The sequence below is a fragment of the Variovorax sp. GW531-E2 genome (assembly GCF_059423125.1).
In genome coordinates, this window is sequence record NZ_JBWKXQ010000051.1 from 13402 (window position 1) to 38475 (window position 25074).

Annotated in this window: 31 protein-coding genes; 19 read left to right on the plus strand and 12 right to left on the minus strand. The window is 68.5% G+C overall.

What is annotated here, in order from left to right:
- The first annotated feature begins 54 nt into the window (after positions 1-54).
- From AC07XP_RS23890 to AC07XP_RS23915, 6 genes are all read left to right on the plus strand, one after another.
- Positions 55-1281 carry an MFS transporter gene (locus AC07XP_RS23890; protein WP_495266067.1) on the plus strand — a complete coding sequence of 409 codons (1227 nt, stop codon included), beginning with the start codon at positions 55-57 and terminating at the stop codon, positions 1279-1281.
- 42 nt (positions 1282-1323) lie between these two features.
- A complete protein-coding gene (locus tag AC07XP_RS23895) occupies positions 1324-1467 on the plus strand; it encodes a hypothetical protein (protein WP_167395003.1) in 144 nt (47 codons plus the stop codon).
- Positions 1468-1510: 43 nt separating this feature from the next.
- Positions 1511-2083: a class I SAM-dependent methyltransferase gene (locus tag AC07XP_RS23900; RefSeq protein ID WP_495266068.1), complete on the plus strand. Its 573-nt coding sequence runs from the start codon at positions 1511-1513 to the stop codon at positions 2081-2083.
- A gap of 71 nt (positions 2084-2154) precedes the next feature.
- Positions 2155-3051: a 4-hydroxy-tetrahydrodipicolinate synthase gene (gene dapA, locus AC07XP_RS23905; RefSeq protein WP_370680965.1), complete on the plus strand. Its 897-nt coding sequence runs from the start codon at positions 2155-2157 to the stop codon at positions 3049-3051.
- A gap of 157 nt (positions 3052-3208) precedes the next feature.
- Positions 3209-4285 carry an NlpB/DapX family lipoprotein gene (bamC, locus tag AC07XP_RS23910; protein ID WP_062474681.1) on the plus strand — a complete coding sequence of 359 codons (1077 nt, stop codon included), beginning with the start codon at positions 3209-3211 and terminating at the stop codon, positions 4283-4285.
- A gap of 5 nt (positions 4286-4290) precedes the next feature.
- Positions 4291-5070, plus strand: coding sequence for an MBL fold metallo-hydrolase (locus AC07XP_RS23915; protein WP_062474678.1), 780 nt, complete (start codon positions 4291-4293; stop codon positions 5068-5070).
- 78 nt (positions 5071-5148) lie between these two features.
- On the opposite strand, the gene AC07XP_RS23920 is transcribed toward AC07XP_RS23915, so the two are convergent.
- From AC07XP_RS23920 to AC07XP_RS23930, 3 genes are all read right to left on the minus strand, one after another.
- Positions 5149-5397 carry a hypothetical protein gene (locus tag AC07XP_RS23920; protein ID WP_056583267.1) on the minus strand — a complete coding sequence of 83 codons (249 nt, stop codon included), beginning with the start codon at positions 5395-5397 and terminating at the stop codon, positions 5149-5151.
- A 94-nt stretch (positions 5398-5491) separates the two neighbouring features.
- A complete protein-coding gene (locus AC07XP_RS23925) occupies positions 5492-5998 on the minus strand; it encodes a hypothetical protein (RefSeq protein ID WP_495266069.1) in 507 nt (168 codons plus the stop codon).
- Positions 5988-7130 carry a JmjC domain-containing protein gene (locus AC07XP_RS23930; protein ID WP_495266070.1) on the minus strand — a complete coding sequence of 381 codons (1143 nt, stop codon included), beginning with the start codon at positions 7128-7130 and terminating at the stop codon, positions 5988-5990. Before AC07XP_RS23930 ends, AC07XP_RS23925 begins: the two co-directional genes overlap by 11 nt.
- A gap of 14 nt (positions 7131-7144) precedes the next feature.
- Here AC07XP_RS23930 and AC07XP_RS23935 point away from each other — a divergent pair, with 14 nt between their 5' ends.
- On the plus strand, positions 7145-7669 hold the full coding sequence (locus tag AC07XP_RS23935; protein ID WP_492725788.1) for an FKBP-type peptidyl-prolyl cis-trans isomerase: 525 nt from the start codon (positions 7145-7147) through the stop codon (positions 7667-7669).
- Between the two features lie 70 nt (positions 7670-7739).
- On the opposite strand, the gene AC07XP_RS23940 is transcribed toward AC07XP_RS23935, so the two are convergent.
- The 4 genes from AC07XP_RS23940 to coaBC form a co-directional block, all read right to left on the minus strand.
- On the minus strand, positions 7740-8240 hold the full coding sequence (locus AC07XP_RS23940) for a glycine zipper 2TM domain-containing protein (protein ID WP_062474665.1): 501 nt from the start codon (positions 8238-8240) through the stop codon (positions 7740-7742).
- A gap of 189 nt (positions 8241-8429) precedes the next feature.
- The gene (gene dut, locus AC07XP_RS23945; RefSeq protein WP_070059522.1) at positions 8430-8876 is read right to left on the minus strand and encodes a dUTP diphosphatase; all 447 of its coding nucleotides are present in this window, start codon (positions 8874-8876) and stop codon (positions 8430-8432) included.
- Between the two features lie 16 nt (positions 8877-8892).
- On the minus strand, positions 8893-9333 hold the full coding sequence (locus tag AC07XP_RS23950) for a hypothetical protein (protein ID WP_495266071.1): 441 nt from the start codon (positions 9331-9333) through the stop codon (positions 8893-8895).
- The gene (coaBC, locus tag AC07XP_RS23955) at positions 9333-10556 is read right to left on the minus strand and encodes a bifunctional phosphopantothenoylcysteine decarboxylase/phosphopantothenate--cysteine ligase CoaBC (RefSeq protein WP_095947300.1); all 1224 of its coding nucleotides are present in this window, start codon (positions 10554-10556) and stop codon (positions 9333-9335) included. Before coaBC ends, AC07XP_RS23950 begins: the two co-directional genes overlap by 1 nt.
- A gap of 124 nt (positions 10557-10680) precedes the next feature.
- On the opposite strand from coaBC, the gene pyrG reads away from it, so the two are divergent.
- Genes pyrG through AC07XP_RS23995 form a run of 8 tightly spaced genes read left to right on the plus strand, consistent with a single transcriptional unit; the run spans position 10681 to position 17499 of the window.
- Positions 10681-12363 carry a CTP synthase gene (pyrG, locus tag AC07XP_RS23960; protein WP_070059524.1) on the plus strand — a complete coding sequence of 561 codons (1683 nt, stop codon included), beginning with the start codon at positions 10681-10683 and terminating at the stop codon, positions 12361-12363.
- A complete protein-coding gene (gene kdsA, locus AC07XP_RS23965; RefSeq protein WP_495266072.1) occupies positions 12360-13217 on the plus strand; it encodes a 3-deoxy-8-phosphooctulonate synthase in 858 nt (285 codons plus the stop codon). The genes pyrG and kdsA overlap by 4 nt, the downstream gene beginning before the upstream one ends.
- Positions 13214-13504, plus strand: a complete 291-nt coding sequence (locus AC07XP_RS23970; protein WP_062474654.1) for a DUF1330 domain-containing protein — start codon at positions 13214-13216, stop codon at positions 13502-13504. The genes kdsA and AC07XP_RS23970 overlap by 4 nt, the downstream gene beginning before the upstream one ends.
- Before the next feature lie 52 nt (positions 13505-13556).
- The gene (gene eno, locus AC07XP_RS23975) at positions 13557-14840 is read left to right on the plus strand and encodes a phosphopyruvate hydratase (protein WP_495266073.1); all 1284 of its coding nucleotides are present in this window, start codon (positions 13557-13559) and stop codon (positions 14838-14840) included.
- A gap of 15 nt (positions 14841-14855) precedes the next feature.
- Complete coding sequence (ftsB, locus tag AC07XP_RS23980) at positions 14856-15134, plus strand: cell division protein FtsB (RefSeq protein ID WP_070059525.1); 279 nt, start codon at positions 14856-14858, stop codon at positions 15132-15134.
- 22 nt (positions 15135-15156) lie between these two features.
- Positions 15157-15789: a nicotinamide riboside transporter PnuC gene (gene pnuC / locus AC07XP_RS23985; protein WP_495266074.1), complete on the plus strand. Its 633-nt coding sequence runs from the start codon at positions 15157-15159 to the stop codon at positions 15787-15789.
- A complete protein-coding gene (locus AC07XP_RS23990; RefSeq protein ID WP_495266088.1) occupies positions 15786-16463 on the plus strand; it encodes an AAA family ATPase in 678 nt (225 codons plus the stop codon). Before pnuC ends, AC07XP_RS23990 begins: the two co-directional genes overlap by 4 nt.
- Positions 16464-16515: 52 nt before the next feature.
- A complete protein-coding gene (locus AC07XP_RS23995) occupies positions 16516-17499 on the plus strand; it encodes a hypothetical protein (protein WP_495266075.1) in 984 nt (327 codons plus the stop codon).
- A gap of 2 nt (positions 17500-17501) precedes the next feature.
- Here the strand turns inward: AC07XP_RS23995 and AC07XP_RS24000 are convergent, their stop codons facing one another.
- Entirely contained in the window at positions 17502-18377 is an 876-nt protein-coding gene (locus tag AC07XP_RS24000) for an AraC family transcriptional regulator (protein WP_495266076.1), read from the minus strand.
- 106 nt (positions 18378-18483) lie between these two features.
- Here AC07XP_RS24000 and AC07XP_RS24005 point away from each other — a divergent pair, with 106 nt between their 5' ends.
- Both AC07XP_RS24005 and AC07XP_RS24010 read left to right on the plus strand, forming a co-directional pair.
- The gene (locus tag AC07XP_RS24005; RefSeq protein ID WP_495266077.1) at positions 18484-19263 is read left to right on the plus strand and encodes an SDR family oxidoreductase; all 780 of its coding nucleotides are present in this window, start codon (positions 18484-18486) and stop codon (positions 19261-19263) included.
- Between the two features lie 25 nt (positions 19264-19288).
- A complete protein-coding gene (locus tag AC07XP_RS24010; RefSeq protein WP_495266078.1) occupies positions 19289-20164 on the plus strand; it encodes an NAD(P)-dependent oxidoreductase in 876 nt (291 codons plus the stop codon).
- A gap of 12 nt (positions 20165-20176) precedes the next feature.
- Here the strand turns inward: AC07XP_RS24010 and hslO are convergent, their stop codons facing one another.
- Entirely contained in the window at positions 20177-21175 is a 999-nt protein-coding gene (gene hslO, locus AC07XP_RS24015) for an Hsp33 family molecular chaperone HslO (RefSeq protein ID WP_447743147.1), read from the minus strand.
- Positions 21176-21297: 122 nt separating this feature from the next.
- Positions 21298-21822 (minus strand): gamma carbonic anhydrase family protein, encoded by a 525-nt coding sequence (locus AC07XP_RS24020; protein WP_159272463.1) that lies wholly within the window; start codon positions 21820-21822, stop codon positions 21298-21300.
- Between the two features lie 39 nt (positions 21823-21861).
- Between AC07XP_RS24020 and AC07XP_RS24025 the strand changes: the two genes are divergently transcribed.
- On the plus strand, positions 21862-22674 hold the full coding sequence (locus tag AC07XP_RS24025; RefSeq protein ID WP_495266079.1) for a ferritin-like domain-containing protein: 813 nt from the start codon (positions 21862-21864) through the stop codon (positions 22672-22674).
- Positions 22671-23351 carry a pentapeptide repeat-containing protein gene (locus tag AC07XP_RS24030; RefSeq protein ID WP_495266080.1) on the plus strand — a complete coding sequence of 227 codons (681 nt, stop codon included), beginning with the start codon at positions 22671-22673 and terminating at the stop codon, positions 23349-23351. The genes AC07XP_RS24025 and AC07XP_RS24030 overlap by 4 nt, the downstream gene beginning before the upstream one ends.
- Positions 23352-23363: 12 nt before the next feature.
- Here the strand turns inward: AC07XP_RS24030 and AC07XP_RS24035 are convergent, their stop codons facing one another.
- Together AC07XP_RS24035 and AC07XP_RS24040 are read right to left on the minus strand one after the other, a co-directional pair.
- Complete coding sequence (locus tag AC07XP_RS24035; RefSeq protein ID WP_495266081.1) at positions 23364-23816, minus strand: MaoC family dehydratase; 453 nt, start codon at positions 23814-23816, stop codon at positions 23364-23366.
- 39 nt (positions 23817-23855) lie between these two features.
- Positions 23856-24989 (minus strand): thiolase family protein, encoded by a 1134-nt coding sequence (locus AC07XP_RS24040; RefSeq protein WP_495266082.1) that lies wholly within the window; start codon positions 24987-24989, stop codon positions 23856-23858.
- Positions 24990-25074 lie beyond the last annotated feature (85 nt).

Sequence of the window (25074 nt, forward strand, 5' to 3'; positions counted from 1 at the left end):
TGGCCATGGCCGCCATGCCGCCTGCCGCAGCATCCATTTCGCTACATTCGAAGGATGCAAGCCTCCCCCGCTCCCACCCTTTCGATCAAGCAGGTGCTGTTCTGTGGCGCCATGATCGTCACGCTCTCGATGGGCATCCGCCACGGCTTCGGCCTCTGGCTGCAGCCCATCACCCAGGCGCAGGAGTGGAACCGACAGACCTTCTCGTTCGCGCTCGCGGTACAGAACCTGTCGTGGGGCATCTTCGGCGTGTTCGCGGGCATGCTGGCCGACCGCTTCGGCGCGTTCCGCGTGCTGATCGGCGGCTCGCTGCTGTACGCGGCGGGCCTCTTCGGCATGGCGCATTCGCCGACGCCGCTGCTGTTCACCCTGAGCGCGGGCGTGCTGATCGGCGCCGCGCAGGCGGGCTCGACCTACGCCGTGATCTACGGTGTGATCGGCCGGCAGATCCCGGCCGAGCGGCGCTCGTGGGCGATGGGCGTGGCGGCGGCCGCCGGCTCGTTCGGCCAGTTCCTGATGGCGCCCATCGAAGGCCGCCTGATCGGCGCCTTCGGCTGGCAGACGGCGCTGGCGGTGCTGGCGGTGGTGGTGCTCGTGATCGTCCCGCTCGCCTTCGGCCTGCGCGAACCGAAGACGGCGGCGCTGGCCGGCCACCGCGACCAGTCGGTGCTGCAGGCGGTGGGCGAAGCCTTCCGCTACCCCAGCTTCGGGCTGCTGATGGCGGGCTACTTTGTCTGCGGCTTCCAGCTGGCGTTCATCGGCATCCACATGCCGACTTACCTGCGCGACCAGAGCCTGTCGGCCGACGTGGCGGGCTACGCGCTGGCGCTGATCGGCCTGTTCAACGTGTTCGGCACCTACACGGTCGGCCTGCTGGGGCAGAAGCTGTCCAAGCCCAAGATCCTTGCGGCCATCTACTTTGCGCGGGCGGTGTCGATCGCCCTCTTCTTGCTGGTACCGATCTCGCCGCTCAGCGTGTACGTGTTCTCGGCGGCGATGGGCTTCCTGTGGCTGTCGACGGTGCCGGCCACCAACGCCATCGTGGCGGGCATCTTCGGCGTGGCCCACCTGTCGATGCTCAGCGGCTTCGTGTTCCTGAGCCATCAGGTGGGGTCGTTCCTGGGCGTGTGGCTGGGCGGCTTCCTGTATGACACGACAGGCAGCTACAGCATCGTCTGGTACATCTCGATCGCGCTGGGCGTGTTCGCGGCGCTGATCAACCTGCCGGTCAAGGAAAGCGCCATTGCGCGCGCGGTCCGGCCGGTCGCCGTGGCAGGCTGACGGCCCGCGCTTTTCGTCTCTTGTTTGCAAGGAGCCATCGCCATGACGCCCCGCACACGCAACCACTACCTGGCCCAGGCCGCCTGGCTCGCCGCCGTGCTGGCGGCGCTGGGCGGCGTGTTCGCGCTGTACGTGCATCCGACGTTCCTGGTCACGCTGGTCGACCAGGTGTGGTCCTGTTTCTGAACGACTTCGCCCCGAAATGCCCGCAAGCCGGGCCCAGGCCACTATGAAAGATGTAGCAATTCCCGTGCATGCGAGCACGGCGCCCTCTGAATGGATCGTGCGCTGGTCGCACCTGCTTGCCCCGAACGCCACGGTGCTCGACGTGGCCTGCGGGTCCGGGCGGCACATGCAATGGTTCGCCGGGCGCGGGCATGCGACGACCGGCGTCGACCGGGCGCCCGAGGCCGTCGAGGCGGCCGGCGCCTTCGGGCGCGTGGTGGCGGCCGACATCGAATCGGGCCCCTGGCCCTTCGCGGCCCAGCGCTTCGGCGCGGTGATCGTCACCAACTACCTCTGGCGCCCGCGCATGGCCGACATCGTGGCCGCCGTGGCGCCGGGCGGCGTGCTGCTGTACGAGACCTTCGCGGCCGGCAACGAGACCGTCGGCAAGCCCTCGCGGCCCGATTTCCTGCTGCAGCCGGGCGAGCTGCTCGGGGCCTGCGCCAGCCTGCAGGTGATCGCCTATGAAGACGGCTTCCTGCCGGAGCCGGCGCGCTTCGTCCAGCGCATCGCCGCCGTGCGGCCCGGCGAAGCGGCCGCGGGCGCCCCGCCGCGCCACTTCCTGAAGGCCAGCTGAGCGCGCCGACACAACTGTCTCCGGCCCGGCCGGAGTCAGTAGAATGGCCGCTTTCGTCCACCGACAAAGAGATTCCCTTGGAGCAACTGACAGGCAGCATCGTCGCGCTCGTCACGCCGATGCACGACGACGGCAGTGTCGACTACCCCGCCCTGCGGCGGCTCATCGACTGGCACATTGACGAAGGCACCGACTGCCTTGGCGTGGTCGGCACCACCGGCGAATCGCCGACGGTCGATGTGGAAGAGCACTGCGAAATCATCCGCGTATCCGTCGAGCAGGCCCGGGGCCGCGTGCCCGTGATGGCCGGCTGCGGCGCGAACTCGACCAAGGAAGCCATCGAGCTCGCCAAGTTCGCCAAGGGCGTCGGCGCCGACTCGCAGCTCCAGGTCGTTCCCTACTACAACAAGCCCACGCAAGAGGGCCAGTACCAGCACTTCAAGGCCATCGCCGAAGCCGTCGGCGACCTGCCCGTGGTGCTGTACAACGTGCCCGGCCGCACCGTCGCCGATATGGCGCACGACACCGTGCTGCGCCTGGCGCAGGTGCCCGGCATCATCGGCATCAAGGAAGCCACCGGCAACATCGAGCGTGCCCAGTGGCTCATCCGCGACCTGCCGAAGCACTTTGCCGTCTACTCCGGCGACGACCCGACCGCGGTCGCGCTCATGCTGTGCGGCGGCCAGGGCAACATCAGCGTCACGGCCAACGTGGCGCCGCGCAAGATGCACGAGCTGTGCGTGGCCGCGCTGGCCGGCGACGTCAAGCGCGCCATGCAGCTGCAGTTCGAACTGATGCCGCTGCACCGCAACCTGTTCGTCGAACCCAACCCGATCCCGCTGAAGTGGGCCATGGCCCGCCTGGGTCTGTGCGGCGGCGCCCTGCGGCTGCCGCTCACGGAACTCGGCGAAGCGAGCCGCCCGGCGGTCGAGGGCGCCCTGCGCGCCACCGGCCTGCTCAAGGACTGACCGAGCCCGGGTTTCCCCACCGATCACACCGCCTCCCGTCCGCCCTTTCCCCCTGTTCGCAGCAAGGTCAAGCAACCTTTTGCCGCAACAGTGCTCAGAGAGGGCGGGGCGCTGGGGCCCATCGATTGACCGAACCATTCCACCAAGGAAGACGACGTTGAAGAACATTTCGCGACTTGCACTGCTGGCCCTCGTTGCCAGCCTCGCCGCCTGCTCCGTCCTCGAGAGCGACAAGATCGACTACAAGAGCGCAGGCAAGGCCCCGACGCTCGAAGTCCCACCCGACCTGTCCCAGCTCTCGCGCGACAACCGCTACGCAGTGCCGGGCGGCGCCGTCACCGCCAACGCCTACCAGGCCGGCATCGCGAACGCACCGGGCATCCCCACCGCCGTGGCCAACATCGGCGACGTGCGTATGGAACGCTCGGGCACGCAGCGCTGGATCGTCATCAACCGCACGCCCGACCAGCTCTGGGAGCCCGTCAAGGACTTCTGGCAGGAAAACGGCTTCCTGCTGACCACCGACCAGCGCAACCTGGGCATCATGGAAACCGACTGGGCCGAGAACCGCGCCAAGCTGCCGCAGGACATCATCCGCGGCACGCTGGGCAAGCTGGTCGACTCGGTCTACTCGACCGGCGAACTCGATCGCTTCCGCACCCGCCTGGAGCGCAGCACCAACGGCACCGAGATCTTCGTCAGCCACCGCGGCATGCAGGAGGTCTACAACAACTCCCGCCAGGACCAGACCGTGTGGCAGCCCCGCCCGAGCGATCCTGAGCTCGAGACCGAATTCCTGCGCCGTCTGATGGTCAAGCTCGGTGTGTCGCAAGAGCAGTCGAAGATCCTCGCCGCGACCACCGCAGCGCCCAAGACCGCCACCGTGGCCACCGTCGGCAACCAGCCAGTCGTGCAGATCAGCGAAGGCTTCGACCGCGCATGGCGCCGCGTCGGCCTGGCCCTGGACCGCACCGGCTTCACCGTCGAAGACCGCGATCGCAGCGCCGGCACCTACTACGTGCGCTACGTGACGCCGAACCCCGACAAGAAGGACGATGGCTTCTTCGGCAAGCTGTTCAGCTCCAAGAAGGACGAAGCGCCGATCAAGTTCCGCATCTCGGTCAAGAGCCAGGGCGAAGCCACCACGGTCTCGGTCCTGAACGACGCCGGCGCGCCCGAAACCTCGGCCAACGCGCAGCGCATCGTCAAGGTCATCGCCGACGACCTGAAGTAAGCCCCATGCTCCGCTTCCGAAGCCTCGGCAGCGGCAGCACGGGCAACGCCGCGCTGGTCGAAGCAACGACCAGCGCCGGCCGCACCACCCGCCTCCTCGTCGACTGCGGCTTCGGCATCCGCCAGCTCGACCGGCGCCTGGCCCAGGCGGGCCTGGCTGCCGCAGACCTCGACGCCGTCTTCATCACCCACGAGCATGGCGACCACATCGGTTGCGCCCATGCCCTGTCGCTGCGCGACCGCATCCCGGTCTGGATGAGCGAAGGCACCTGGCTCGCAACCGGCGGGCGCGACTACGAAGGCCGGCTGCACCTGGCGCGCGACGACGCCGAGTTCACCGTCGGCGACCTCTGCCTGCAGCCCTTCACCGTGCCCCACGACGCCCGCGAGCCGCTGCAGCTGCGCTGCACCGACGGCAACCGCACGCTGGGCGTGCTGACCGACCTGGGCCACGCCACCAGCCACGTGCTGGCCCGGCTGCGCGGCGCGCATGCGCTGCTGCTGGAGTTCAACCACGACAGCGACCTGCTCGCTGGCTCGGCCTACCCGTCGTTCCTGAAGCAGCGCGTGGGCGGCAACTACGGCCACCTGTCGAACACCGCGGCCGCCGAGATCGCGCGCGCCGTGCTTCACGACGGGCTGCGCCACGTGGTCGCGGCGCACCTGAGCGAGCAGAACAACCGGCCCGAGATCGTGCGACGCCTGATGGCCGAAGCGCTGGGCGGCGATGAAGCCGAGATGCTCACGGCGACCGCCGCCGAGGGCTCGCCCTGGCTCGACGTCTGAACAGGCGGGACATCACCCTCCCCCAATGAAAAAGCCGCCCGAGGGCGGCTTTTTGCATGGTGCGGACCTGCAGCGGAATTACTGCTTCGGTGCCTCGCCCTTCTTGGCGGCTTCGGTCGCGGCGTTGGCGGCGTCCAGGGCCGACGAGGCGGCAGCCGACGGTGCCGACGCAGGCGCGGCGGCCGGCGGAGCGGCGGGTGCGGGTTCGGTCACGGGAGCGGGCGGCGGGGTCACGACCGCGGGGGCGGCGTCCTCTTTCTTTCCGCAGGCCACCAGGGCGGCAGCGGCGATCAGCGAGGCAATCAGGACGGACGACGACTTCTTCATGAGGACTCCTTTGGCAATGAAGGTCTGGAACCAAAAAATTCTAGACCGCCAACCCCGCCCGGATATGTCGCAGGGGTGTATTTGCGGCATTGGCTTACAAGCCGAGCGTGGAGGCGGGAAAGGCCGGCCAGCCCTGGCGCCAGCGCTCATCGAGGCTTTCGCGCAGGTCGCGCCGCGCACGCGGCTCGTTGCTGCAGACACCGCGGCTGCGCTCGGGATCGATGCGGTGCAGGCACCAGGTGGGCGTCCACAGGGCACTGGGCACCTCCTCGGCCGCGCCGAAACGGCCTGCCGCGCGGCATTCGACGATGTGGTCCCAGGTGCGGCGCCACGTCACGAAACGCGCATGACCGCGCTCGATCAGGTCGAAGCGCCCTGCCAGCAGCAACAGGCGGCGCCCGCTGGCCGACCAGGCCTGCAGCGCCTCGATGCTCGCGCGCTCGCCCAGGGGCCAGTCGGCGAAGTCGGGGTCGCTGAAGACGACCTCGTTCCAGCCCTGGTACGCGGCGGCGGACAAGGCCCCGCGAACGAGGTCGACAAACGCCTCGCGGCCGTCGAAGCGGCCTTCGATCAGGACCGGTATGGCGCCTTCACCCGGCATGCAGCCAGCCCGCCTCGCACCACTCGCCCAGCAGCGCCCGCGCGCCCTCGCTGGCGCGGGCCAGCTCGCGCGCACCGAGCGCGCGCTGGTCGGCCAGCCGCCGCATCAGCGTGGCGTCGGCCCCGCCGGCGCGGAAGCTCTCGCCGTTGATGTAGACGTGCCGCGCGTCGTAGAGCATGCGCGTGCGGCGATCGAGCGCGACTTCGTGCAGCACCTCGGGCACTTCGTTGCCCTCGCCGAACCAGACGTTGGCCTTCGGCTCGGTGAGCGATTCGCCCAGCGCGCGGTCGATGGCGTCGGGGTCGCGCAGCGCGGCCTCGACGGCCTTGCGCGCGAAGTCCTGCAGCGCAGCCGGCATCGCGGCCGGGGCCTCGACGGCAGGTTGCGACGGATCGCGGTAACGCGCGAGCTCGGACGGGCCCGCGTCTTCCAGGTCTTCCGCATAGGCCTGCGCCACGCGCGCCAGCAGGTCAGCGCCCAGCTCGCCCACGGCGGACGAGCGCAGCCCGATGGAGTACGTCATGCAGTCGTCGCCCACCGCCACGCCGTCGTGGGCGTACTTGGGCGGCAGGTACAGCATGTCGCCGGGCTCGAGCACGAAGGTCTGCTCGGGCTCGAAGTGCTCGAGCACCTTGAGCGGCACGCCGGGCTGCAGCCGCAGGTCGGACTGCTTGCCGATGGACCAGCGGCGCCGCCCCTGCGCCTGCAGCAGGAACACGTCGTAGCTGTCGAAATGCGGGCCGACGCCGCCCGTGTCGCTCGCGTAGCTGATCATCAGGTCGTCCAGGCGCGCATCGGGCAGGAAGCGGAACTGCCGCAGCAGCTCGTGCACGCCGTCATGGTGCAGGTCGACGCCCTGCACCAGCATCGTCCAGCCCGGCTGCTTCAGCGGCGGCAGCGCGCGGCGGGGCAACGGGCCGTGCTTGAGCGACCAGCCGGCCTTCCCATGCCGGATGAGGCGCGACTCGACCCCCTCGCGCTCCGCCAGCGCGAAGAGCGCGGGTCGGTCGATCGGCGGCACCATCGAGGGAACGGCCTGCCGGATCAGCAGGGGTTTCTTTTGCCAGTACCGGCGCATGAACTGCGCGGGACTCAGGCCGCCAAGCAAGGGCAGCGGTTGATTGATCTCCATGGGAGAATTCTGCAATGGAAATCTCTGAACAATGCGTGGTCGGCCTGACCTGGACCATGAAAGACACGCTCGGCGATGTGCTGGACGTGCTCGACGAGCCGGTGGAATTCATGGTGGGCGGCGACGACCTCTTCGACGTGATCGAGGCCGCCCTGCAGGGCCATGAGCCCGGCGCGCGCGTGCAACTGCAGATCGAGCCCGAGCAGGGCTTCGGCGACTTCAACGACCAGCTGCTCTTCCTGGAGCCGCGTTCGCTGTTCCCCGAAGGCACCGAGGAAGGCATGACCTTCGACGGCTCCGCCCTGCCCAAGGGCGTGAGCGACGGCATCCCCAAGGACGCGATCTACACCGTGGCCGAGATCTACCCCGACCACCTCGTGCTCGACGGCAACCACCCGCTGGCGGGCATCGCGATCCGCCTGGACATCACGGTGCGTTCGGTGCGTGAAGCCACCGAAGAAGAAGTCGGCCGCGGCTCGGCCGGTACGGCCTTCTTCAAGGTGCCGCCGATGGCGCCGGGCGGCCAGATGCTGCACTGAGACCACGCCACTTCACAAAGCAAAAGCCGGGCAGTGCCCGGCTTTTTTCTTTGCGCGCGCGGCCGACCGCTTACATGCGCGAGATGTGCCCGTTGTCGATGCGCACGCGGTCGCCGATGCGCAGGTCGCCCGGGTTTTGCACGTCGAAGGCGCGGTAGCCGCCGCGGTCGGTCTGCACCGAGACGCGGTAGCTCTCGTAGGCGCGCGGGCCGTTCTGCTGGGCCTCGATGGTGTTGCCCAGCAAGGCGCCGCCCACGAGGCCGAGCGCGGTGGCTGCGGCACGGCCGTTGCCGCGTCCGAACTGGTTGCCTACCACGCCGCCGATCAGGCCACCCGCGATGGCACCGCCACCCGTGGTGCCGACGCCTGCGGTTTCGCTGCGCAGCACCTCGATGTTGGCCACGTGGCCGTACTCGACGTAGGCCGCTTCCTGGTACTGGATCGCCCGCGGCGGGGCCTGATAGGGGTAGCGCGAGGTCTGGTAAACCGGGGCCGGCGCGACACAGGCCGTGAGCGTGGCCAGTGCGAGCACGGACGCCGTGACGGAAATGAAGCGCATTGAGATGTTCATGAAAGAGGCTCCTCGAAGAAAACAGCACGCGCCCGGACGGGCTGCATGCCTGCCTGTGTCTAACGTTTCAGCCGAAGCCGCGATGACGAAAGACACACGCTGAAACCTTCGAGACGAACCACGCGCCGGCGGTTCCGTTCTTTACGCCTTGGATACTCAGGTGCCCTTCAGCTTCGCTGGGGCAAAGGCTCAGTGCTTGCCGGTCGAACCGTAGCCGCCCTCGCCGCGTTGCGAGGCTTCGAACTCGGCGACCACGCGAAACTGCGCCTGCACCACCGGCACGATCACCAGCTGCGCGAGCCGCTCCATCGGCTGCAGCACGAAGGGCGTGTTGCTGCGGTTCCAGGCGCTGACCTTCAGCTCGCCCTGGTAGTCGCTGTCGATCAGGCCGACGAGATTGCCCAGCACGATGCCGTGCTTGTGACCCAGGCCCGAGCGCGGCAGGATCAGCGCGGCATAGGCCGGATCGGCCAGGTGGATCGCGATGCCGGTGCCCACCAGTTGCCAGGCATTGGGTTCGAGCGTGACCGGGGCATCGAGGCAGGCCCGCAGGTCGAGGCCGGCGCTTCCGGGGGTGGCATACGCGGGCAATTGATCCACCATGCGCGGATCGAGGATTCGGACGTCTACGTTCACTGACTTGCTGCCTTGGTTACTTCTGTTGCTGTTCTTTTTGCTTGCGGGCGGCCTCTTCGAGCACCTGCTGCCATTTGGCGACCCCGGGCCTCAGATTGAGCCCCTTGAGAAAACGCTTGCCGAACCAGGCGGCCGCGGCCGCGCCCAGGACGAGCACGGAGAGCGGCACGCCAATGGCCCATAGCACCAGGAACACCAGCGCCCCCATGCCGGCCAGCACCTTGAGCGTGCCCAGGGGGATGGCCTTGGTGCCGTCAGCCTTCGCGGCCTCGCCACCCGGCGATTCGCGCCGCGTGGCGACGGTGCCCTGCGCACCGGGCGAAGGCGTCATGCCGACGTCCAGCCCGTGCTCGGACTCCCTGCCCGGGACGCGGGCAGACTGGCCGGCCCGCGCCGACAGCTGCTCCACGTAGCGAGCGAAGTCGCCGTTGGGCGGTGTGTTGGATTCGGTGTTCATCAGGCCCTCCAATCCGGAAGTCGCGCGGCAATTTCCGTCATCAGTTCCCGCGCCAGCCGGAGCTTGGGCGCCCGGGGCAGCTCGCGCACGCCCTTTGCGTCCACCAGCAGCAGCGCGTTGTCGTCCTGCCCGAAGGTCAGCGGGCCGATGTTGCCCACCAGCAGCGGAATGCCCTTGCGTTCGCGCTTGGCCTTGGCGTGCTCGGCGAGGTTCTCGCTCTCGGCGGCGAAGCCCACGCAGAACAGCTTCCTGGCTTGAGCGCGTTCGCTCTTGGCCACCGTGAGCAGGATGTCGGGGTTCTCGACGAAGTGCAGCACCGGCGTCTGGCCGCTGCCGTCCTTCTTGATCTTCTGGTCGCTGTGCGTCGCCGGGCGCCAGTCGGCCACAGCGGCCGTTGCTACAAAAATGCTAGCTGCCTGCGCAGCGCGGGTGGTGGCTTCGAGCATCTCCTGCGCCGACAGCACGTCGATGCGGCTCACGCCGCGCGGGGTCGGCAAGTGCACCGGGCCGGCCACCAGCGTGACCTCGGCACCGGCCTCGCGCGCCGCGCGGGCGATGGCGAAACCCATCTTGCCGGACGAATGGTTGGTGATGCCGCGGATCGGGTCCAGCGCCTCGAAGGTCGGGCCGGCCGTGACCAGCACCTTCTGCCCCGCCAGCAGCTTGGGCTGGAAGAAGGCCGTGATGTCCTCGAGCAGCTGCGCCGGTTCGAGCATGCGCCCGTCGCCGGTTTCGCCGCAGGCCTGCCAGCCGCTGCCCACGCCCAGCACGGTCGCGCCGTCGGCCGACACCTGCATCAGGTTGCGCTGGGTGGCCGGATGGGCCCACATCTCGCGGTTCATGGCCGGGGCGATCAAGAGCGGCACGCGGTCGGTCGGGCGTGCCAGGCACAGCAGGCTCAGCAGCTCGTCGGAGCGGCCCTGCACCAGCCGCGCGATGAAATCGGCGCTGCAGGGCGCCAGCACGATCGCATCGGCCTCGCGGCTCAAGTTGATGTGCGGCATGTTGTTGGGCTCACGCGCGTCCCACTGCGAGGTGTAGACGGTGCGCCCCGAGAGCGCCTGCATGGTGACCGGCGTCATGAACTGCTCGGCCGCCTCGGTCATCACGACCTGGACAGTGGCGCCCGCCTTCACGAGCAGGCGGCACAGCTCGGCCGATTTGTAGCAGGCGATGCCCCCTGTGAGTCCGAGGACGATGTGTTTGCCGGCGAGATCTTGCATGGGACATATTGTTGCTCACATACCGACAAGATCAGGAATGGGATGGCCTTCGGCCGTGGAGGCACAAAGGGGACACCTATAATCGCAATTTCCCACTGCCCGGATTCACGCGTCCGGAACTGGCATGACCAAATTTGTCTTCGTCACCGGTGGTGTCGTATCTTCCCTTGGCAAGGGAATCGCCTCCGCCTCGCTCGCCGCGATCCTCGAATCGCGCGGCCTCCAAGTCACCCTCATCAAGCTCGATCCGTACATCAACGTCGACCCCGGCACGATGTCACCGTTCCAGCATGGCGAAGTGTTCGTCACCGATGACGGCGCCGAGACCGACCTCGACCTCGGCCACTACGAGCGCTTCATCAACACGCGGATGCGCAAGGCCAACAACTTCACGACCGGTCAGATCTACAAGACCGTGCTCGAGAAGGAACGCCGCGGCGACTACCTCGGCAAGACGGTCCAGGTCATTCCGCACATCACGAACGAGATCCAGGAATACATCAAGCGCGGCGCCGGCATCGGCACGGCGCACGAGGTGGACGTGGCCATCGTCGAGATCGGCGGCACCGTGGGCGACATCGAGTCGCTGCCCTTCCTGGAAGCCGTGCGCCAGATGAGCCTGCGCATGGGCCCGAACAACTCGGCCTTCGTGCACCTCTCCTACGTGCCCTGGATCGCCGCCGCCGGCGAGCTCAAGACCAAGCCCACGCAACACACCGCCAAGGAACTGCGCGCCATCGGCATTCAGGCCGACGCCCTGCTGTGCCGCGCCGACCGCCCGATCCCCGACGACGAGCGCGCCAAGATCTCGCTGTTCTCGAACGTGCCCGAATGGGGCGTGATCTCCATGTGGGACGTGGACACCATCTACAAGGTGCCCCGCATGCTGCACGAACAGGGCCTGGACGGCCTGATCTGCGACAAGCTGCGCATCAACACCCCACCCGCCAAGCTCACGCGCTGGGACGAGCTGGTGTACGAAGTCGAGCATCCGCAACAGGAAGTGTCGATCGCCATGGTCGGCAAGTACGTCGACCTGTCGGACAGCTACAAGTCGCTCAACGAGGCGCTGCGCCACGCCGGCATGAAGAACCATGCGCGCGTGAAGATCGACTACATCGACTCCGAGACCATCTCGGCGCAAGACGTGTCGCGCCTGGCGAAATACGATGCCATCCTTGTGCCGGGCGGCTTCGGCCAGCGCGGCGTGGAAGGCAAGATCTCGGCCGCCCGCTTCGCCCGCGAATCGAAGGTGCCCTACCTGGGCATCTGCCTGGGCATGCAGGTCGCTACCATCGAGTACGCCCGCCACGTGGCCGGCCTCAAGAACGCCAACAGCACCGAGTTCGACCCGGAAACGCCCACCCCCGTGATCGCGCTGATCACCGAGTGGAAGGACCGCGACGGCACCGTGAAGACGCGCGACGAGAAGTCCGACCTCGGCGGCACCATGCGCCTGGGCGCGCAAAGCTCCGACGTCTCGCCGGGCACGCTGGCGCACAGCATCTACGGCGACGTGGTCACCGAGCGCCATCGCCACCGCTACGAAGCCAACGTCAACTACCTGGACGAGCTGCGCAACGCCGGCCTCGTGATCTCGGCGCTCACGCAGCGCGAGCACCTCACCGAAATCGTCGAGCTGCCGCAGAACGTGCACCCGTGGTTCATGGGCGTGCAGTTCCACCCTGAGTTCAAGTCAACGCCGTGGGGCGGCCATCCGTTGTTCAACGCCTTCATCAAGGCGGCGCTCGACCACAAGGACAAGGGCGCGGGCAGCACCAACAAGACGCTCAAGGCAGTGGCATGAAGCTTTGCGGATTCGACATCGGGCTGGACCAGCCTTTCTTCCTGATCGCCGGCCCGTGCGTGGTCGAATCCGAGCAGCTGCAGATGGACACGGCCGGCACGTTGAAGGAAATCACGGCGTCGCTGGGCATCCCATTCATCTTCAAGAGCAGCTTCGACAAGGCCAACCGTTCCTCGGGCACGAGCTTTCGCGGCCCGGGGCGTGGCAAGGGCCTCGAGATCCTGGCCAAGGTGAAGCGCGAACTCGGCCTGCCGGTGCTGACCGACGTGCACACCCACGAGGACATCACCGAGGCCGCCAAGGTGGTCGACGTGCTGCAGACGCCCGCCTTCCTGTGCCGCCAGACCGACTTCATCCACGCCGCGGCGCAGTCGGGCAAGCCGGTGAACATCAAGAAGGGCCAGTTCCTCGCACCGCACGACATGAAGAACGTGATCGACAAGGCCCGCGCTGCCGCCAGGGAAGCCGGCCTAAACGAAGACAGCTTCATGGCCTGCGAACGCGGCGCCAGCTTCGGCTACAACAACCTCGTGTCGGACATGCGCTCGCTCGCGATCATGCGCGAGACAAAAGCGCCCGTCGTGTTCGACGCCACCCACTCGGTGCAGCTGCCCGGCGGCCAGGGCACCAGCTCGGGCGGCCAGCGCGAAATGGTGCCGGTGCTCTCGCGCGCGGCCGTGGCCGTGGGCGTGGCCGGTCTCTTCATGGAGACGCACCCCGACCCGAACAAAGCCCTGAGCGACGGCCCCAACGCCGTTCCGCTCAAGCACATGAAGGCCCTGCTCGAGACGCTCGTCGCGCTCGACCGGGTCACCAAGAAAAACGCTTTCCTCGAGGACAGTTTTCAAGCATGAGCAGCGGTTACGTCATCGCCCACGTCGAAGTCACCAACCCGACGCAGTACGAGGAATACAAGAAGTGGTCGAGCGTCGCGATGCAGGCGCACGGCGCCGAAGTCTGCGTGCGCGGCGGCCAGGTGCAGCCGCTCGAAGGCGACTGGAAGCCCACCCGCGTCGTCGTGCTCAAATTCCCCAGCTTCGAGAAGGCCAAGGCCTTCTACGAGACGCCCGAATACCTGAAGGCGCGTGAAGCGCGTGCCGGCGCCGCCATCATGAACATGATCGCGGTCGAAGGCCTTTGATTCCGTTTTTTGCCAGTCCACTCCACCAAGAGACCCAGAGAAAGAGATAGAGATGAGTGCAATCGTTGACATCGTCGGCCGCGAAATTCTCGACAGCCGAGGCAACCCCACCGTCGAGTGCGACGTGCTGCTCGAATCGGGCACCATGGGCCGTGCGGCCGTGCCCTCGGGCGCTTCGACCGGTTCGCGCGAGGCCATCGAGCTGCGCGACGGCGACAAGGGCCGCTACCTCGGCAAGGGCGTGCTGAAGGCCGTCGAGAACATCAACACCGAGATCTCGGAAGCCGTGCTGGGCCTGGACGCCAGCGAACAGGCCTTCCTCGATCGCACGATGATCGACCTGGACGGCACCGACAACAAGGCCCGCCTGGGCGCCAACGCCACCCTCGCTGTCTCGATGGCCGTGGCCCGCGCCGCGGCCGAAGAGTCGGGCCTGCCGCTGTACCGCTACTTCGGCGGCATGGGCGGCATGCAACTGCCGGTGCCGATGATGAACGTCATCAACGGCGGCGCGCACGCCAACAACAGCCTGGACCTGCAAGAGTTCATGATCATCCCCGTGGGCGCCAAGAGCTTCCGCGAGGCCGTGCGCTACGGCGCCGAAGTGTTCCACGCCCTGAAGAAGATCCTGGGCGACCGCGGCATCAGCACGGCCGTGGGCGACGAAGGCGGCTTCGCCCCCAGCGTCGAGAGCCACGAAGCAGCCATCCAGCTGATCCTGGAAGCCATCGACAAGGCCGGCTACACCGCCGGCGAACAGATCGCCCTGGGCCTGGACTGCGCGGCCAGCGAGTTCTACAAGGACGGCAAGTACGTGCTGTCGGGCGAGAACCTGTCGCTCACGGCCGAAAGCTGGACCGACATGCTCGCCACCTGGGTCGACAAGTACCCGATCATCAGCATCGAAGACGGCATGCACGAAGGCGATTGGGACGGCTGGAAGCACCTGACCGAACGCCTGGGCAAGCGCGTGCAGCTGGTGGGCGACGACCTGTTCGTCACCAACACCAAGATCCTGCAAGAGGGTATCGACAAGGGCATCGCCAACTCGATCCTGATCAAGATCAACCAGATCGGCACGCTGACCGAAACCTTCGCCGCCATCGAGATGGCCAAGCGCGCAGGCTACACGGCCGTCATTTCGCACCGTTCGGGCGAAACCGAAGACAGCACCATCGCCGACATCGCCGTGGGTACCAACGCCGGCCAGATCAAGACCGGTTCGCTGTCGCGTTCGGACCGCATCGCCAAGTACAACCAGCTGCTGCGCATCGAAGAAGACCTCGGCGACATCGCCGTCTACCCGGGCCGCGGCGCGTTCTACAACCTCAAGTAGCGCCTCGCAGCCTGCATGCGCGCGCGCTTCGTCCCTCCTCTCATCCTGGTGCTCCTGCTGGTCATCCTGCAGTGGCAGCTGTGGAACGGGCGCGGCAGCGTGCGCGAGGTCGCCCAGCTGAGAACCCAGCTGGCCGACCAGAAGGACGCCAACGCCAAGGCCGCCCTCAACAACGAGCGGCTGGCGTCCGAGGTCAATGACCTGAAAGACGGCCTCGAGATGGTCGAGGAACGCGCGCGCGCGGAACTCGGCATGGTCAAACCGAACGAAGTCTTCGTGCAGATCGCGCACTGATCCTTTCCTTCGCCGCTTCTCGATGCCAGAGCTTCTCTCGGCCTCCGCCTTTGCGCTGTGGGGTTCTCCCGTCACTTGGCTCGAACTTGTCGCCGCCGTGCTCGCGCTCGCGATGGTCGGCTGCAACATGCGCGAGATCCACTGGGGCTGGCCGCTGGCGATCGTCAGCTCGCTGCTCTACGTGGTGGTGTTCGCCAACGCACGCATCTACGGCGACGCCTCCCTTCAAGTCTTCTTTGCCTTCGTCGCCCTGTGGGGCTGGGCGCAATGGCTGCGCGGCTTTCGCGCCGACGGCAGCGCCTTGCGGGTCAGCCGGCTGTCGCCGCGCGGTACTGCATACGCCCTCGTGGCCTGCGCCATTGCGTGGCCCGTGGTCGCCCTCTTCCTGCGTCGCTTCACCAACACCGACGTGCCCTGGTGGGACGGCTTCGTCACCGGCCTGAGCCTGGTCGGGCAGTTCCTGCTCGGACGCAAGTTCATCGAGAACTGGCTCATCTGGCTGGCCGTGAACGTGGTCAGCGTGGGCCTGTTCATCCACAAGGGCCTGTGGCTCACGACGGCGCTGTACGCGGTGTTCGCCGTGCTCAGCGTGGCCGGCTTCCTGGCATGGCAGCGACGCCTGCCGAAGGCCACGGCGAAGGCGGTGCCGGCATGACGCCGAACCTGCCGACCGGCTGCGTCATCGCGCTCGTGGGCGCCGAGAGCACGGGCAAGACCGAGCTCTCGCGCGCCATCGCACAGCGCCTGCAAGACCGCGGCACGCCCGTCACGCTGGTGGGCGAGTACCTGCGCGAATGGTGCGAACGCGAAGGCCGCACGCCGCGCCCCGACGAACAACAAGCCATCGCCGACGAACAGAGGCGCCGCATCGACGCCGCTGCCGCCACGGGCGTGGTGGTGGCCGACACCACGGCGCTCATGACGGCGGTCTACAGCGAGCAGCTGTTCGCCGACACCTCTCTGTACGACAGCGCGCTGGCCGCGCAGCGGCGCTACGCCATCACGCTGCTCACCGCGCTCGACCTGCCCTGGGTGGCCGACGACATGCGCGACGGCCCGCATGCGCGCCAGCCGACCGACACGCTGGTGCGCGCCGCGCTCACGCGCGCCGGGCTCTCGTATGCGGTGGTGCACGGCAGCGGCGGCGAACGGCTGGCGAACGCCTGGAACGCGATCAACACCATCGCCGGCAACGAAGGCCGCGCCCGCACGCGCACCCGCCGCGACGCCAAGCCCGCCTCGTGGACATGGCCTTGCGAGAAGTGTTCCGACCCGGAATGCGAACATAAGCTCTTCAGCGACCTGATGGCGCGCCGCGACCCCACCTGAGCCTTTCGGCTCCTGCGCGTTCGCGCGCCCTCTCCCCTTTAACGGAGACCCGATGCCCGTTTCGATTGCTGCGCGCCTTGCCTCGCGCGCTCCCGCCGCCGCTTTCCTCGCCCTGCTGCTGACCGCCGGCACGGCTTCTGCGGCCCCCGTGGCCGCCACCGTCGAGAACGCCACCACCCCCACGGCCTGCGCCGAGGAAGACAACGTGTCGATGGTGCTACGCGGCGACGGCATCCGCCGCCTGCGCATCGAAGCGCTGCAGCCGAGCTACCTCGGCACCATCGGCAACGACGTCACCGCGCCCGACTTCTCGGGCTGCAACTTCGACGGCGGCGCCCACCCCACCGACCCGGCCCATCGCTTCAAGCAACGCACCGTCGTGCTGCTCGACAACGCGCAGTGGCGCATCGTCGGCATGACGCTGCCGACCTTCTGGCGTCCGGCGCGCGTGCCGGTGCAGGTCGGCGCGCGCCACGACCGCGGCTTTCACCTGCTGCAGGTGTTCAAGAAGGAGAACGGCAAGGCGCTCGAGGCCATCGTGCTCTACCCGTCCGACGGCTACTGGCGCCTCAAGCCGCTGCCCGAGGCGCGCTTCGGCGACGGCGTGTACGGTTCGTCGTTCCTGCTCGGCCCGGTCGTGCAGGCCGGGCGGCCGGTGGTGGACATCGCGTCGATCCGCGTCGTACCCCAACCGCTGGCCATCCACCTGCGCTTCACCGATGGCGGCAAGGCCGTGGCGCGCGTGACCGAGATCAGCCGCACCCGCACCGCGCTCGACGTGACGCTCTCCAAGCCCACAGCCAGCGCCAAGCAGCCCTTCGCGGTGCTGCGCTCGATGTACGTGACGCCCGACAACGCCGACATGAGCGAGGTGCGCTGGCAGGCCTCGCCGCAGGCGGCGGAGCAGGCGCTGCCGCTGCCCGAGGTGAAGACGCTGAACGCCACGCAGGTGCGCTTCGGCCGCAGCCTGCCCTCCAAGCACAACACGAGCGCGCCCGACATCGCATTCGGCGGCTTCGACGACGAAGCGCGCTGAGCTCAGGCCGCGCGCCGCACCTCGCCGGGCGTGAGGCCCAGCACGCGGCGCATGCAGCGCGCCATGTGGCTCTGGTGCGAGAAGCCGCTCTCGAGCGCGACGAGGCTCGCGGGCATCTCGCTGTTCAGCAGCAGGCTGCGCGCGCGGTCGACGCGGCGGTGCACCACGTAGGCATGCACCGCCTGGCCGGTGGAGCGCTTGAACTGCGTCTTCAGGTGCGAGGCGCTCAGGCCCGCGACCTCGGCCAGCGCCGCCAGCGACAGGTCGCCGTCCAGGTGCGCCTCGATGAACTCCGTGACGCGTTTCAGCTGCAACCGCGTCAGCCCCTGCGCGGGTGACGGCGCCACCTGCGGGCCGGCCGCGATCAGCTGCACCGCGAGCGCGGTGCCCAGGCTGTCGGTGTAGAGCCGGCCATTGGGAAAGCCCGCGCGGCGCTCGGCATCGAGCGCCCAGGCGATGTGTTCGATCTGCGGGTCGCGGAACTGGTGGCGTTCGCCGAGCACCGCGCGCTCGGCCGGCAGGCCCATCTCATCGGCCGTGCGCACCAGCAGCGCGGGCGCCATGCGCACCACGACCGAGGTGCTCGGCGACTCTTCATGCCAGATGTCAGTGCTGCCGGCCGGCAGGATGTCGAGGTCGCCGCGCGTGTAGAGAAAGCGGTGGAACTGGCAGGCGCCCGCCACCGGCGCGCCCGCGTGCAGCTTGAGACGGTGGTCGGGCAGCGCCTCGTAGCCGACCACGCCGCCGGGGGTCTGACGCACGTCGACGCGCAGGCTGTCGGTGGCGGGCGGCGCGACGAAGCTGTCGGCCGACAGCGCCACCTCGGACGCCGCACCACCGTGCCCGCGCAGACCGGTGTCCAGATCGGTATCGCTCATCGAAACATTATGGGCCGCGCGCGGCGTGCATGCCGTCGGCCGTTTGTGCTCCCCCACGGCCGAACGTGCGCGACCGCAAGCCGTGCGATCCGGATCATCGACGGCCATGAACACCACACCCCCCACCCCCTACGCAGGCAAGAAAGCCGTCATCACCGGCGGCACCCTCGGCATGGGCCTGGCCACCGCGCAGGCGCTGCTCGACGGCGGCGCCGACGTGCTCGTGACCGGACGCAACCCGCAGAACCTGGAGGCCGCGCGCCGCGTGCTCGGCCCGCGCGCGCACGTGCTTCCATCCGATACAGCTTCGCTGACCGACATCGATGCACTGGCCGCCACGGTGCGCGAGCGCTTCGGCCGCATCGACCTGCTGCACATCAACGCGGGCATCTCGTCGCTGGAACCCTTCGAGCAGGTGACCGAGGCCGGCTACGACCGTGCCTTCGCCGTCAACACCAAGGGCCCGTTCTTCACCGTGCAGCGCCTGGCGCCGCTGATGCCGGCGGGGAGCGCGATCGTCTTCACCTCATCCATCGCGGACGAAGGCGGCATGCATGGCATGAGCGTGTACAGCGCCACCAAGGCCGCGCTGCGCTCGATGGCCTCGGGCTTCGCGGCGGAGCTGGTGACGCGTGGCATCCGCGTGAACGTGGTGAGCCCCGGCTTCATCGACACGCCCACGCTCGGCGTGACCGACGCGAGCGCCGAAGAGCGCGCTGAGTTCATGCGCCTGGGCGACCAGATCACGCCGATGCGGCGCCACGGCACCTCGGCCGAAGTGGCGCGCGCGGTGCTGTTCTTCGCCTTCGAGGCGACCTTCACGACGGGCGCGCGCCTCACCGTCGATGGCGGGCTGGGCCAGGGCCTGACGCCGGCTGCCGCCTGATCCGATCTCTCACCAAGGACCTCACATGACCGACGTTTCCCTCATCGGCCTCGGCCCCATGGGCATCGCCCTCGCGCGCGCCCTTCAAGCATCGAAGTTCACGCTGACGGTGTGGAACCGCACCACCGAGCGCGCGACGCCCCTCCTGAACCAGGGCACGGTGCTCGCACCGACGGCCCTGGCCGCCGTGCAGGCCAGCCCCGTGGTGCTGGTCTGCGTGGCCGACTACCCGGCGTCGCGTGCCATCCTCGCCGCGCCCGGCGTTCACGACGCACTGCGCGGCAAGGTGCTGGTGCAGCTGAGCACCGGCACGCCGCAGGACGCGCGCGACGACTGGGCCGCGCTCAGCGGCGTGGCCTACCTCGACGGCGCCCTGCTCGCCACGCCGGGGCAGATCGGCCGGCCCGACACGCCGCTCTTCATCTCCGGCGAGGCACGCGCCCTCGCCGCCTGCCGGCCGCTGCTCGACGCCATCGCCGGCAACATCCAGCACATGGGCGAGCCGATCGGCAACGCAGCCGCCTGGGACCTGGCCACGCTCTCGTGCATGTTCGGCGCGATGAGCGGGTTCTTTCACGGCGTGCGCATCTGCGAAGCCGAAGGGCTGCCGGTGGACGGGTTCTCGCAAATGATCGGCGCGATCTCGCCGGTGCTCGGCGAAATGATCCAGGCCGAGGGCGAGGCGATCCACGCCGGCCGGTACGGCGAGCCCGAGAGCTCGATGGCCACCTGCGCGGGCTCGGGTCGGCTCTTCGTGAAGCAGGCGCGCGAGGCGCAGCTCGATGCGGGCTTTCCGGATTTCCTGATGGGACAGTTCGAGCGCGCGATGCGCGCGGGCCTGGGCAACGAGCGCCTGGCCGCGATGGTCAAGGTGCTGCGGCAGCCGCCGCAGCCCGCTTGAACCGCGTCACGCCTACTGGACGACCGGGCTGCCCGGCAGCTGGTCGCCCAGCGGCTTGAACAGCTGCGCGGTGTCGACCGCGTCGAAGCGGTACTGCTTGCCGCAGAAGTCGCAGCCGACCTCGATGTCGCCGCGCTCGGCGAGGATTTCCTCGGCCTCTTCCACGCCGAGCCCGCGGATCATCTGCGCCACGCGTTCGCGGCCGCAGGTGCACGCGAAGTGCGGGCCCAGCAGGCCGGCCTGCGGTTCGAAGCGCAGCAGCTTCTCTTCCCAGAACAGGCGGCGCAGGATGGTCTCGACGTCGAGCGTGAGCAACTCGTCGCGCGTGAGGCTCGACGCCAGGATCGAGATGCGGTTGTATTCCTCGTTGCGTCCGATCTGGTCCTGGTGCGCCTCGTCGTGCGTCTGCTGCGAGGTGCCTTCGAGGTTGCCCTCGCCCTTGATGGGCAGGCGCTGGATCAGCAGGCCGGCCGCCACCTTGTCGTCGGCGGCAAGCACCAGCGTGGTGTCGAGCTGTTCGCTTTGCAGCATGTAGTGCTGCAGCACGTCGCTGAGCTTGCCCAGCTTCTGGCCGTCGTCGCCGAACAGCGGCACGACGCCCTGGTACGGCGTGGTGCCGGGCAGCTTGTCTTTCGGGTCGAGCGTGATGGCGCAGCGGCCCTTGTTGTTCACGTTGACCATGTCGGGCAGGCGCGCGTCGGCCGGCAGGTCGCCGATCACCTTGGCGGTGGCGCGCAGGCTCAGGTCGGGCTTGGCCTCGGCCACGGCCACCTTCACGGGGCCGTCGCCGAAGATCTGCAGGATGAGTGCGCCGTTGAACTTGATGTTGGCCTGCATCAGCGTGGCCGCGGCCGTCATCTCGCCCAGCAGCTCGGCCACCGGCGGCGGGTAGGCGCCGGTGGCGGTGTTGGAGGCGCGCCGCGCAAGGATCTCCTGCCACGCATCCGTCAGGCGCACGATCATGCCGCGCACCGGCAGGCCATCGAACAGGAATTTGTGCAGCTCGCTCAAAACATCATCTTTCTCAATCAGGCTGTCTTCACGTGGAATACCGCGGAACCGGCTTTGCCGGGCCGCAGGTATTGCCCCCTGCAAGGGGGTAGGAGGCCACACGAAGTGGGCAAGCCTGGGGGTTAGCCAATTTTCTTCAGGCCCTTCGCGAAGCGATGGGCGTTTTCTACGTAGTGCTCGGCGCTTTGCCGCAGCTTGGCGGCGGCCGCATCGTCGAGCGTGCGCACCACCTTGGCGGGCGAGCCGATGATGAGGGAGTTGTCGGGAAACTCCTTGCCCTCGGTCACGACGCTGCCGGCGCCAACGATCGAATTGCGGCCGATCTTCGCGTTATTCAAGACCACCGCCTGGATGCCGATCAGCGAGTTGTCGCCGATGGTGCAGCCGTGCAGCATCACCTGGTGCCCCACCGTCACGTTGTCGCCGATGGTCAGCGGGCAGCCGATGTCGGCGTGCAGCACCGACAGGTCCTGGATGTTGCTGTTGCGCCCGATGGTCAGCACCTCGGTGTCGCCGCGCAGCACGGCGCCGAACCAGACGCTCGCGTTCTCGGCCAGTTCGACATTGCCCATGACCTGGGCGCTGTCCGCGACCCATGCGCCTTCGCCAAGGCGCGGGGCAATGCCATCCAATTCGTAAATCGCCATCGTGGTTGTCTCCGGAGGGGCAAAACTAGAATTGTAGGGATGCACCCCCGATTGAGCGCGCTGGCCGCGCTGCGCCTGACAGACCCCGACGACAAGGTGGCCGCCACGCGCGCCACGGCTGCACAGGCAGCTACCATTTCCATAGCACTCGAGCCCCTGCGCACGCCCGGCGACGACGCCGGCGTGCCCGGCCGCCCCGAGCGCCCGCTGCGCGTGGCCGCCACCGCCGTGCAAAAGCGCTCGCCCTTCACGCCCGAAGGCCGCGCCGCGCTGATCCATTCGATCTGCCACATCGAGTTCAACGCGATCAACCTCGCGCTGGACGCCGTGTGGCGCTACGACGGCATGCCCGAGGCCTACTACCGCGACTGGCTGCGCGTGGCCGACGAGGAGGCCCAGCACTTCACGCTGCTGCACACGCACCTGCAGGGCATGGGCTGGCGCTACGGCGACTTTCCGGGCCACGACGGCCTGTGGAACATGTGCGAGAAGACCAAGGACGATGTGCTCGCGCGCATGGCGCTGGTGCCGCGCACGCTCGAGGCGCGCGGGCTCGACGCCACGCCGCTGATCCAGTCAAAGCTGAAACGCGTGAACACGCCCGATGCGCTGCGTGCGGTCGAGATCCTCGACATCATCCTGCGCGACGAAGTGGGCCACGTGGCCATCGGCAACCACTGGTACCGCTGGCTGTGCGAACGCGCCGGGCTCGACGCCGAAGCCAACTACCCGGCCCTGGTCGCGCGCTACGACGCGCCGCGCCACAAGCCGCCTTTCAACCTCGAAGCACGCGGCCGGGCGGGCTTCAGCCCCGCAGAGCTGCGCGCGCTGACCGATTCCCGCCCCGAATGACCGAAGTGATTTCCGACCAGACCTGGTCACGCGCCGAGCTGCAGGCCTGCCTGCAAGGCCGCGACACGCCGCCGCATTTCGAACGCTGCCATTTCGACGAGGCCGACCTGTCGCGCCTCGACCTGCGCGGCGCGCAATTCACGCTGTGCAGCTTCGCCGAAACCTCGTTCGACCGCGCGCAGCTGGCCGACACGCGCTGGGTCGGCTGCCGCGCGCGCCAGGCCGACTTCGGCCTGGCCGACCTCACGAACGCGCGCTTCCAGGACTGCGACCTGAACAACACGCAATGGGCGCGCGCCAAGCTGGCCTCGGCGCTCTTCACGGGCGTGAAGCTCACGGGCGCGCACTTCGGCGAGGTGTCGGCGCTGGGCGTCGTGTTCAAGGATTCGCTGCTGGTCGACGCGCACCTGCGCGGCCTGTCGTTTCGCAAGCAGACGCTCGCGCAGCTCGACCTGTCGGAGGCCGACCTCTCGGGCTGCGATTTCCGCGAGACCATCTTCGAAGGTGGCAGCCTGCGCAACGCGCACCTGAAGCTGGCGCGCTTCGAAGGCGCCGACCTGCGCGACGTGGATCTGGGCGGCCTGCGGCTGGCCAACGCCGCGCCGTTCAAGGGCGCGACCATCTCCCACCGCCAGGCCGCCGCGCTGGTCGAGGAACTGGGCCTGCGCGTCGTCTGAGCCGCCGGAGGGTCAGGACGTCGCGGTGCGGCTGTGCACCACCAGCTTCGGCGTGAAGTACTGAAGCACCTCGCCGCGCTGGTTGCGCGTCTGGCAGCGCATCGAGACCATCGCGCGGCCGGGCTTGGAGCGCGAGAGCGTGATGTCGACCACCTCGCTCACCACATGCAGCACGTCGCCGGGCCGCGTCGGCTTGGGCCACTGCAGCTCGCCGCCCGAGCCGATGATGCCGTCGGCCAGCGGGATGCCGCTGTCGACCAGCAGCTTCATGGTGAGCGCCGCCGTGTGCCAGCCGCTCGCGGCCAGCCCGCCGAAGAAGGTGTTCTTGGCAGCCTCTTCGTCGGTGTGGAAGGGCTGTGGGTCGAACTGCTGCGCGAAGGCCTTGATCTGCGCCGCGTCGAGCAGGTGTTCGCCACTCTGGAAACGGTCGCCGACCTTCAGGTCTTCGAGATACAGCTTGTCCATGGGAGTCTCCTTGTTGCGTTGCCCGTCATTCTCGGGCGATCAGAGGCGCTCGAGGATGGTGGCGATGCCCTGCCCGCCGCCGATGCATTGCGTGGCGAGCGCATAACGGCCGTTCTCGCGTGCCAGCAGCGCCGCCGCCTTGCCCGTGATGCGCGCGCCGGTCGCACCCAGCGGGTGGCCGATGGCCAGGCCGCCGCCGTCGAGGTTGACGGTGGCCGGGTCGAGCCCGAGGTCGCGGATGCAGGCCAGCGCCTGCGACGAAAAAGCTTCGTTGATCTCGACCACGTCGAGGTCGGCCACGCTCAGGCCCGCGCGTGCGAGTGCCTTGCGCGTGGCGGGGATCGGGCCGATGCCCATGACGGCCGGGTCGACGCCCACGGTCGCGAACGAGCGGATGCGCGCCAGCGGCTTCAGGCCGTGCTTTGCGGCGAAGGCGTCGCTGGTGACCAGTACCACCGCCGCACCGTCGGTCAACGGCGACGAAGTGCCGGCCGTGACCACGCCGTCGGGACGGAACGCGGGCTTGAGGTTGGCCAGCGCCTCGGCCGAGGTCGAGGGGCGGATGCAGCCGTCGGCATCGACCACCTCGCCGGAGGCCAGGCGCACCGGCACGATCTCGCCGGCCAACCGGCCCTGCGCACGCGCCTCGGTCGCCTTGCGGTGCGATTCGACGGCCAGCGCTTCCTGGTCGGCGCGGCTCACGTTCCAGCGCTGCGCGACGTTCTCGGCCGTCTCGCCCATCGAGATGTAGGCATCGGTGCTGGCCAGCAGCTCGGGGCTGGGCGAGAAGTTGAAGCCGCCCTGCGGCACCATCGTCATCGACTCCACGCCCACGCACAGGAAAGCGTCGCCCATGCCCGCCTCGATCTGCGCGGCGGCGATGTGCACGGCCTGCATCGACGAGCCGCAGAAGCGGTTCACCGTCATGCCGCCCACCTCGTGCGGCAGTCCGGCCAGGAGCCCGACGATGCGCGCCAGGTTGTTGCCCTGCGACGCCTCGGGGTAGGCGCAGCCCAGGATGATGTCTTCGAGCAGCGCCGGGTCGAGGTCGGTGCGCTGCAGCAGGCCCTGCACCACGCCGGCGGCGAGCGTGTCGGGGCGCACCCCGGCCAGCGCGCCCTTCTTCGCGAAGTGGAACGGGGAACGGGCGTAGGCGGAAATCACGGCTTTCATGGGAACACTCCTTGGAGAAAAACTACCTTCCAATCGGTAGGCTTCGGGATTCAAAAAAAGGCACGCCCGGCGTGCCCGTGGTGAA

Bases quoted from the DNA above. Each gene is read 5' to 3' on its own strand.
- AC07XP_RS23890 (WP_495266067.1), top strand. From the start codon at position 55: ATGCAAGCCTCCCCCGCTCCCACCCTTTCGATCAAGCAGGTGCTGTTC.
- AC07XP_RS23895 (WP_167395003.1), top strand. From the start codon at position 1,324: ATGACGCCCCGCACACGCAACCACTACCTGGCCCAGGCCGCCTGGCTC.
- AC07XP_RS23900 (WP_495266068.1), top strand. From the start codon at position 1,511: ATGAAAGATGTAGCAATTCCCGTGCATGCGAGCACGGCGCCCTCTGAA.
- AC07XP_RS23915 (WP_062474678.1), top strand. From the start codon at position 4,291: ATGCTCCGCTTCCGAAGCCTCGGCAGCGGCAGCACGGGCAACGCCGCG.
- AC07XP_RS23920 (WP_056583267.1), bottom strand. From the start codon at position 5,397: ATGAAGAAGTCGTCGTCCGTCCTGATTGCCTCGCTGATCGCCGCTGCC.
- AC07XP_RS23925 (WP_495266069.1), bottom strand. From the start codon at position 5,998: ATGCCGGGTGAAGGCGCCATACCGGTCCTGATCGAAGGCCGCTTCGAC.
- AC07XP_RS23930 (WP_495266070.1), bottom strand. From the start codon at position 7,130: ATGGAGATCAATCAACCGCTGCCCTTGCTTGGCGGCCTGAGTCCCGCG.
- AC07XP_RS23935 (WP_492725788.1), top strand. From the start codon at position 7,145: ATGGAAATCTCTGAACAATGCGTGGTCGGCCTGACCTGGACCATGAAA.
- AC07XP_RS23940 (WP_062474665.1), bottom strand. From the start codon at position 8,240: ATGAACATCTCAATGCGCTTCATTTCCGTCACGGCGTCCGTGCTCGCA.
- AC07XP_RS23950 (WP_495266071.1), bottom strand. From the start codon at position 9,333: ATGAACACCGAATCCAACACACCGCCCAACGGCGACTTCGCTCGCTAC.
- coaBC (WP_095947300.1), bottom strand. From the start codon at position 10,556: ATGCAAGATCTCGCCGGCAAACACATCGTCCTCGGACTCACAGGGGGC.
- pyrG (WP_070059524.1), top strand. From the start codon at position 10,681: ATGACCAAATTTGTCTTCGTCACCGGTGGTGTCGTATCTTCCCTTGGC.
- kdsA (WP_495266072.1), top strand. From the start codon at position 12,360: ATGAAGCTTTGCGGATTCGACATCGGGCTGGACCAGCCTTTCTTCCTG.
- AC07XP_RS23970 (WP_062474654.1), top strand. From the start codon at position 13,214: ATGAGCAGCGGTTACGTCATCGCCCACGTCGAAGTCACCAACCCGACG.
- eno (WP_495266073.1), top strand. From the start codon at position 13,557: ATGAGTGCAATCGTTGACATCGTCGGCCGCGAAATTCTCGACAGCCGA.
- ftsB (WP_070059525.1), top strand. From the start codon at position 14,856: ATGCGCGCGCGCTTCGTCCCTCCTCTCATCCTGGTGCTCCTGCTGGTC.
- pnuC (WP_495266074.1), top strand. From the start codon at position 15,157: ATGCCAGAGCTTCTCTCGGCCTCCGCCTTTGCGCTGTGGGGTTCTCCC.
- AC07XP_RS23990 (WP_495266088.1), top strand. From the start codon at position 15,786: ATGACGCCGAACCTGCCGACCGGCTGCGTCATCGCGCTCGTGGGCGCC.
- AC07XP_RS23995 (WP_495266075.1), top strand. From the start codon at position 16,516: ATGCCCGTTTCGATTGCTGCGCGCCTTGCCTCGCGCGCTCCCGCCGCC.
- AC07XP_RS24000 (WP_495266076.1), bottom strand. From the start codon at position 18,377: ATGAGCGATACCGATCTGGACACCGGTCTGCGCGGGCACGGTGGTGCG.
- AC07XP_RS24005 (WP_495266077.1), top strand. From the start codon at position 18,484: ATGAACACCACACCCCCCACCCCCTACGCAGGCAAGAAAGCCGTCATC.
- AC07XP_RS24010 (WP_495266078.1), top strand. From the start codon at position 19,289: ATGACCGACGTTTCCCTCATCGGCCTCGGCCCCATGGGCATCGCCCTC.
- AC07XP_RS24020 (WP_159272463.1), bottom strand. From the start codon at position 21,822: ATGGCGATTTACGAATTGGATGGCATTGCCCCGCGCCTTGGCGAAGGC.
- AC07XP_RS24025 (WP_495266079.1), top strand. From the start codon at position 21,862: ATGCACCCCCGATTGAGCGCGCTGGCCGCGCTGCGCCTGACAGACCCC.
- AC07XP_RS24030 (WP_495266080.1), top strand. From the start codon at position 22,671: ATGACCGAAGTGATTTCCGACCAGACCTGGTCACGCGCCGAGCTGCAG.
- AC07XP_RS24035 (WP_495266081.1), bottom strand. From the start codon at position 23,816: ATGGACAAGCTGTATCTCGAAGACCTGAAGGTCGGCGACCGTTTCCAG.
- AC07XP_RS24040 (WP_495266082.1), bottom strand. From the start codon at position 24,989: ATGAAAGCCGTGATTTCCGCCTACGCCCGTTCCCCGTTCCACTTCGCG.